We start from the raw sequence: 6,529 nt of genomic DNA on the forward strand, positions 1-6,529 counted from the left end.
GTTCAGACCTCCTGAATTAATTGACTGTATTGTAGTTTAAATTCTTCAACTGCATAACTCCTGAATTTCTCAAACTCCTTTATACAGTCCAAAATTCCATCTTTATTTCTGATTCTAATTGCAAAATCCAACCCATTGAGAATTGCCCCAAAACCTTTAATGTATCTTTCTCGCATTAAGTAGTATTTCCCTAGATTGATAAGCAAAGCTCCGTACTGATCACTTGTATATTGCTCACTGATTTTTCCTATACTGCTATTCTGTTCTTGATACGTTGTATAAGACTCATACTGGTCGAGAACAAGATCAATGTTAATATCAAAACGGTTTGCTGCACTTACTATTGCGCATAGAGCGGGGAAAATCTCTTTCTCTTTTTTGGAGATATAATTCAGATAATCTTGTATGACCTCTGTCCTACCAGACATCAATTCGTACAGGTAACGATTCCCCTCTGCCCATTCCTCGAATTGGCGGATAACAACAATCTCCTCTTCTTTAGGCCTAGTTACCCAGCTAGCATCAGCATAGGAAGAAACAAATTGGAGTCCTTCTCTGTATTCTTCATAAAAAAAACAAGCTTCTCCTAAAGCCAAGTCAGCATAAAGAACGTAAAATAGCACCTGTTTTTTGGATCTATGTTCCACAACTTTTGCATTCTTATTAAGCTCATACTGTATCATTGCTTTTATTTTTAATTGCTCAGCAAATATCCTAACCTTATCCCATCGACGCAAGGATGCATATACATTAATCAGATCATTTAATCCATCAAGTTGATAAGGCTCGTCTAAACGATCCACAAAGAATTCAAACTGTGTGGCAAGTGCTAGGTTACTCATCTGATCTTTGGAAAGTCCAATCGTAAACAACCGATACTGACTCAGCGCTAACCGTTCCGAATGCTGCATCTTCTCGCTCTCAGCTACAGAACGATAGAGAGGTCTAGCTGCTTTCAGCCTCCCTTCATGATATAACTGCTCTGCCAACTCAAATAAGAGAGGAGCATAAGACAGATTATCCATAATTAGATTAACAGCTTCTTCCATATATTTAACCTTATCAAGTTCCGCACAACGATACAAAAACGGTCTTAACCTTCGCCAATCCGGACTTGAATGCACAAAACACTCTTGTATGTATAAATCGTAAAAATAACCTTCCTCCAGCCCCATACCTTCCGTAATCCGATCTAGTTGTTGCATACCGATAGGGCGGCTCCCATTCAACGTCCCGCTTAACGTACCAGAATTAACACCTGAAAGTTCTGAAAATTGATTAAGAGTCATATGATTTGTTTTCAAATAAATTTCTAAATGTTCACGTATTGTGGTATTTGAGTTCAACGGGAACACCACCTTCCAATCAATAATTAAGCAACGGTCAATAAAATCATACTATAAGATTGTGTTAATTAGCAATATTTTACTTGTAAATATTTTACTAAATAATAAATGTATACTACTGATCAATTTCAAGTTCATGTCGATCCGTTCTGGAGTCCATAATAGGATATCCGTAAGAAATTACAATCCATCCATTCCACTCAATCTTTTCACGATGGATTTAATTATCTCTTGTGTATTTCCTGTAACATTCTCAGCGAGAATTATTCCTCCAGAATGACCATCAATATAAATATGCTCCACACCTTCAACCTTTTGGACATGCCGAAGTAGGAGTGTGTTTTCATCAACGTAAAATATATAGCTGCAACTTAACACATATCCTCGGTAAACATATACCTCTTCATCTTGACCGAAAGGGCTGAGCAATAACGTAGCTAGCTCCAATTTGGAATTCACAGCAATACCCCCGTTCGAAATTAACGACTACAGTTTAACGTTTAATGATATAAAGAGAATAATATAACGTTAAATGATAAACGTTAAGTGATTATTTAAAAACAATTAACGTTAGGTTATGATTACTATGAAAGGCGGGATTGGCTTTGTCTATTAAAATTGTATTAGGCCATACTTTAGATACAGCAAATATCACTAAAAATGCATTAGCAAGAGAAGCAAAAGTTCGACCTAACTTGATCTATGATTTGTGCGAGGGAAAAACAAAGAGGCTTGACCTAGATACTTTAAACAATATTATAAACACATTGCGTTCAATGACAGGAAATGATTACTCTCTTACGGACGTGCTTGTGTACGGACCAGAAGATAAATAAACTGCATTACACACGTAACAATGAACATGAAAAGTACACTTTTAAACACAAGAAACACTCAAACCCATCTGATTAGATACAAGATGGGTTTGAGTGTTTCTATCATTTCTATGATACTAAACAAATGTATGGATATTACCCTGCCTAGATCAAGTTAATTCAATCCACGCACTCCATACAGATTGCGACATGTCCAAAATTTTCACAGTTATAAAAATCCACTAGCTGATTTGTTGAAATGAATATAGAAAGGTTTTCATTTTTGCTCTAAGTTTGATTTTTCGACACGAAATAGCCTCCATCCGAATACGGAGGCTATTTCCCTTTTCAATGTTGAGTTTCAAATGGGGATTTTATGTAATGTTACGAATATACGCTTTGACGTTTTTTTCTTAGCTTGAAAACTGGGAAGCGTTCATTGCGCCTCTTTTGCCCCCAATGTAATAGATGACCTCCTCAGTTCTTAGATCCACATCCAGAATAATATCTTCATACGTACCTGTGGAGGTAACAGAGAAGCGCCCTGATGAATCGGTCTTTACTGGAATATTATCTAGTATCTCCCCGCTTCGTTTAGTGTTCTGGTGTTGATTGATCTAGATCACCAACTTCTTGTTCGCCTGATTCGCGAATAGTCCCTCCACATGCAACGTACCATCCGCGCAGAATTCGGCAATCATCATTTTGTTTTCAAGAATAGGTTTGTTATATACTTCCGGAAAAAGATCTTCGGGTGACTTCTTCTCGGACGTGATTGATTGGTGCACCGACCGAATACTTCATGCGGGACTGCAATTGCATCAAAATCACCGCTGCCTGTGGCCGAGTAACGGTTTCGTTGGAACCAAACGTACCGACCTGGTTGCCTTCGGTTCCCCGCATCATGAGCCAGCACGTATTTTATCGCATTCGGGAAATTAAAATTCACGCCGTCTGCCGAAGCGATCAGTCCAGCTACTCGATTGCGGTTCATGGGCTTGTCTTTAAAGCCACTTTTTCCCGGACTTTCACTAAACAATAACAGGTTGCGGGCTTTCGCCACGTTGTAGGCTCCTTCCGCCCAGTGCTTCTTCTTTTTGGAAGCATACGATTCGTCATCGACTTTATAGGTTCGCAACAGCATGAAAAGGAACTGCGCTTCGCTCAAGGAATTTTCTGGATGGAATTTGCCCTTAGTATCCGTCCCGGCGATGCCTGAACGAAGAGCCCACTCGATCGCTACTTGATCAGAGCGTCCAGCGATATCTTTGACCTTGGACGTATTCGTTGCCGGATAGTTCTTACTCTTGAGACGCTCAAATACTTTTACTGGCACCGTGTTACGCACTTCCCAGAGATGAACGTCAGCTTGTAGCTGCCGGGCTTTCTCCCTTCAAGCATTCCATCTGCCGAAACTTTCAGACCGGCAGGGGAACTGCTGGAGTATGCAATAGGTGAATTCGGGGTTCCGCTTGTGCCGTCGTCATAAGAGGCTACTAGCTTAATCGGCAGCTTGCTTCCGGGATGCAGCATGAATTCGTCGTACTGGGCGAATAGCCACTGTATCGTTCGCCCTTTGCCCGTCGTGAACGACCAAGTCTTGCTGCGAATTTGCGTTTCTTTATTCAAAGTATAATTGAGCTTCAACGTGTAGACACTGTACCCGTCCAGTACATCCTTCAGAAACAAGAAAACCATATCACCTTTCAGTTCGCTGTAATACGAGACTTCTCGTCCTTGTGAATCCACGCGATGCTGGCGTCGAACGAATCGATGTCGAGGCCTGCCGTAGCTGAGATGATGCCCCTGAATATTCAACACCGAAGCGATCAAGTGGATTCGGAATCTCCCGTCCATAGAATCCGATGCCTGCTCCTTTCATGCCTTCATACAGATACACTTTAACTTCCGGGTCTTTCTTCTGGAATTTCACGAAAGCCGGTTCCATGACGGCAGTACCCCCTTGCAACCCGATTCCAACCGATGTGTATTGGCCATCCAATGTAATCTCGCGATGATAAGCAGTGCTTAGCCAAGCGTCAATTGCTTCCTTGGTGGTTTCCTTTTTAAAAGACATGACTTCAGCAACCGAAATGTTTGGCCATCCGGCTGCCTTACCCCACAGCACCTGCATTCTCTCCAGTAAAGCCTACGTACCTGGCTCTTCCCGATGGGCTGACAATCCTTCGAACTTAGTGGCATTGTAGTAAGCCGCATGTGATTGAGACGCTTGCGTCAATCTAACGTCCAGTTCCAATGGGCCTACACCTACCTTCGCTCGAATTTTGTTTAGACAGGCTAATCCGTCAACTTGATCTTGTGTGAACCCAACTTGTGATGCCATCGTATCCGTAGCCGCCGATGCGCGGTCAACTGGATAAGACGGTACGACGCCCGTTAATGCCAGGACTGTGACGAGCAGACTGGCTACCCACTGGCCTGGCGGTCTTCCGTTCTTGCTGCGTTTACTTATGTACATTGTGTTTTGCTCCTCTTGATTTCCTTTTGACGAATTTTTCAATATTCCAGATTGCTCCATCAAAAATAAATTTTAGAATGCATATGCTCGAAAGCTGCTCCGTATAAGAAGCCATATATAAATTATTCTGATGTATATATCTCGATTTTGAACATCACTTCCCAAAAAGGAAAAAACTCAAGACCATAACGTGTACCCGGGTACTCGCGGTTAAAACGGGATTTTAGCACATAATCAAAATTTGAGATATGACTATCAACCTTATTCAAATTTTCTAGGGCTGTACTCATAGTATGGTCCTCTTCATCTACGATCCAGCCTTTTTCATCTTCCCATTTCAACTTTCCTTCTCTCTTTAGTGCATCTAATCTACTGTTCTCATTCTGATCCATTAGGGTAAACCCTTGATTATTATAAGAATAGAAAAGAACACTTTTCGTTAATTTATTTAGAGACTTTACCGATTTTCTTACTTCGTCTGCAAGTTGTATTAATGTATCCCACTCGTCCATTCTTTCGTCATCCAATGCCTGTATTTCAACTGCATCTTTCATTCTACGAAGTTGTTCATTCTCGCTTTTAAGCCTCATAACCTCGTCATCAGCCTCTGAAAAAGCTTGGTTTGCAGACTCAAGTTCTCGCTCTAAGCTTCCATACATCTCTGCTGTGAGCGTTTTCCGCTTCTCCATTTCCTTAACAAATGGCTCAAGATGATCCTTTTGGAAGCGTTCAGTACGTTTTAAAAACCGTGCTAACAGAGCTCCCTTTCCAATTTCCCTACGGGTAAATGCATCAAAAAGCCTGTTAAGACCATCACGAGAATTTAAAGTAATGACTTGTTTTGATCTGTAAGGCGTAGATTGAAGGGCTCTGTAATCAAGCGGAGGTATCACAACGGGTACAAGATTTTTATTATTTATCCAGGCTGCCCCGAGTTCACATAAACAAAATTGGCTTTCCATATAATTCGGAGTAATGATTGGAATAATTAAATTCGCTTCCTTCATCCCTACCTCAATTGCGTTTACCCAATCTTCTCCTGGGTTTAATTCTTCATCTGAAGTATAGAAAAAATCATCTCTTACAAGTGAAAACTGCGATTGAAGGAAATCTACGAGTGGCGTTACAAAGCGTTCATCTACTGATGCATGACTTATGAAAATTTTGGGCATATTCACCATCTCTTTCTATTTTCTTTGTTATAGTAAAATTCAAAGATATGTAGATCCTAATTTCAAATGCCTAGTATTTCTGTTCTCTCTGATCCACAATCTGAATTCAGACGGGGTAGAGATCTCAAGTTCATCAAGGTATTCTTGAATATTCTTTTCACTATTTCTGGCATTTAGCAAGAGCTTATACGCAGCATGTATCATATCTACTGGTAATTGTTCTAAAGACATCCCTTTACTCTCAATTAATTCCTTAATGGGTTCGACATATTCGCTGTTTCCTTTTTTCCATGAAGCCAAATGTGTTCTTTGTAAAATTTCTGAAGCCAATTCTTCTTTACCCGGCTTATTTCGTCCATCTACACCCTCCCAATCCAAAATATAATTAAGACGATGCATTTTCCCTTCACAAAAAATATCTAAATACTTAAACTGGTCATACTTGTCGTCTGTTAACCCCTGAAATTGTATCCGACCAAAAATTGTTATAGAATGCCTCATTCTTATTCCTCTCCTTATGTAAAATTAATCCTTTTCCATTATACCATTTCATTTGTTTTAAATGGTCTTCTAGCTCTCACCAAAGTTAACATCCTATAAGCAGTCTTTATCGGGATAGATTCGACAAAAGCGACTCAATAATGTGATAATTTTCTATTTATTATTTCTCTAATCCTATATCAATTGACGGATTGTAATATGAAGTGCGACACCTAC

9 protein-coding genes are annotated in these 6,529 nt (G+C 40.1%); 1 reads left to right on the forward strand and 8 read right to left on the reverse strand.

The window, feature by feature from the left end; translation table 11 throughout:
* Window positions 1-2: 2 nt before the first annotated feature.
* Both H7T88_RS26545 and H7T88_RS26550 read right to left on the reverse strand, forming a co-directional pair.
* Window positions 3-1,355 (reverse strand): transcriptional regulator, encoded by a 1,353-nt coding sequence (locus H7T88_RS26545; RefSeq protein WP_312027661.1) that lies wholly within the window; start codon window positions 1,353-1,355, stop codon window positions 3-5.
* 171 nt (window positions 1,356-1,526) lie between these two features.
* On the reverse strand, window positions 1,527-1,805 hold the full coding sequence (locus tag H7T88_RS26550; RefSeq protein ID WP_221791315.1) for a hypothetical protein: 279 nt from the start codon (window positions 1,803-1,805) through the stop codon (window positions 1,527-1,529).
* 146 nt (window positions 1,806-1,951) lie between these two features.
* Here H7T88_RS26550 and H7T88_RS26555 point away from each other — a divergent pair, with 146 nt between their 5' ends.
* On the forward strand, window positions 1,952-2,182 hold the full coding sequence (locus tag H7T88_RS26555; protein ID WP_253499695.1) for a helix-turn-helix domain-containing protein: 231 nt from the start codon (window positions 1,952-1,954) through the stop codon (window positions 2,180-2,182).
* 679 nt (window positions 2,183-2,861) lie between these two features.
* Here the strand turns inward: H7T88_RS26555 and H7T88_RS26560 are convergent.
* The 6 genes from H7T88_RS26560 to H7T88_RS26585 form a co-directional block, all read right to left on the reverse strand.
* Window positions 2,862-3,497: a hypothetical protein gene (locus H7T88_RS26560; protein ID WP_221791318.1), complete on the reverse strand. Its 636-nt coding sequence runs from the start codon at window positions 3,495-3,497 to the stop codon at window positions 2,862-2,864.
* Entirely contained in the window at window positions 3,488-3,910 is a 423-nt protein-coding gene (locus H7T88_RS26565; RefSeq protein WP_221791321.1) for a hypothetical protein, read from the reverse strand. Before H7T88_RS26565 ends, H7T88_RS26560 begins: the two co-directional genes overlap by 10 nt.
* Entirely contained in the window at window positions 3,861-4,295 is a 435-nt protein-coding gene (locus H7T88_RS29225; RefSeq protein WP_221791323.1) for a CAP domain-containing protein, read from the reverse strand. Before H7T88_RS29225 ends, H7T88_RS26565 begins: the two co-directional genes overlap by 50 nt.
* A 15-nt stretch (window positions 4,296-4,310) precedes the next feature.
* Complete coding sequence (locus H7T88_RS29230; protein ID WP_221791325.1) at window positions 4,311-4,640, reverse strand: CAP domain-containing protein; 330 nt, start codon at window positions 4,638-4,640, stop codon at window positions 4,311-4,313.
* 122 nt (window positions 4,641-4,762) lie between these two features.
* Window positions 4,763-5,812, reverse strand: coding sequence for a toll/interleukin-1 receptor domain-containing protein (locus tag H7T88_RS26580; protein WP_221791327.1), 1,050 nt, complete (start codon window positions 5,810-5,812; stop codon window positions 4,763-4,765).
* A 39-nt stretch (window positions 5,813-5,851) separates the two neighbouring features.
* Complete coding sequence (locus H7T88_RS26585; protein WP_221791328.1) at window positions 5,852-6,313, reverse strand: hypothetical protein; 462 nt, start codon at window positions 6,311-6,313, stop codon at window positions 5,852-5,854.
* Between the last annotated feature and the right edge of the window lie 216 nt (window positions 6,314-6,529).

This window comes from Paenibacillus cucumis (ex Kampfer et al. 2016), from assembly GCF_019748695.1.
GTDB lineage: Bacteria > Bacillota > Bacilli > Paenibacillales > Paenibacillaceae > Paenibacillus > Paenibacillus polysaccharolyticus.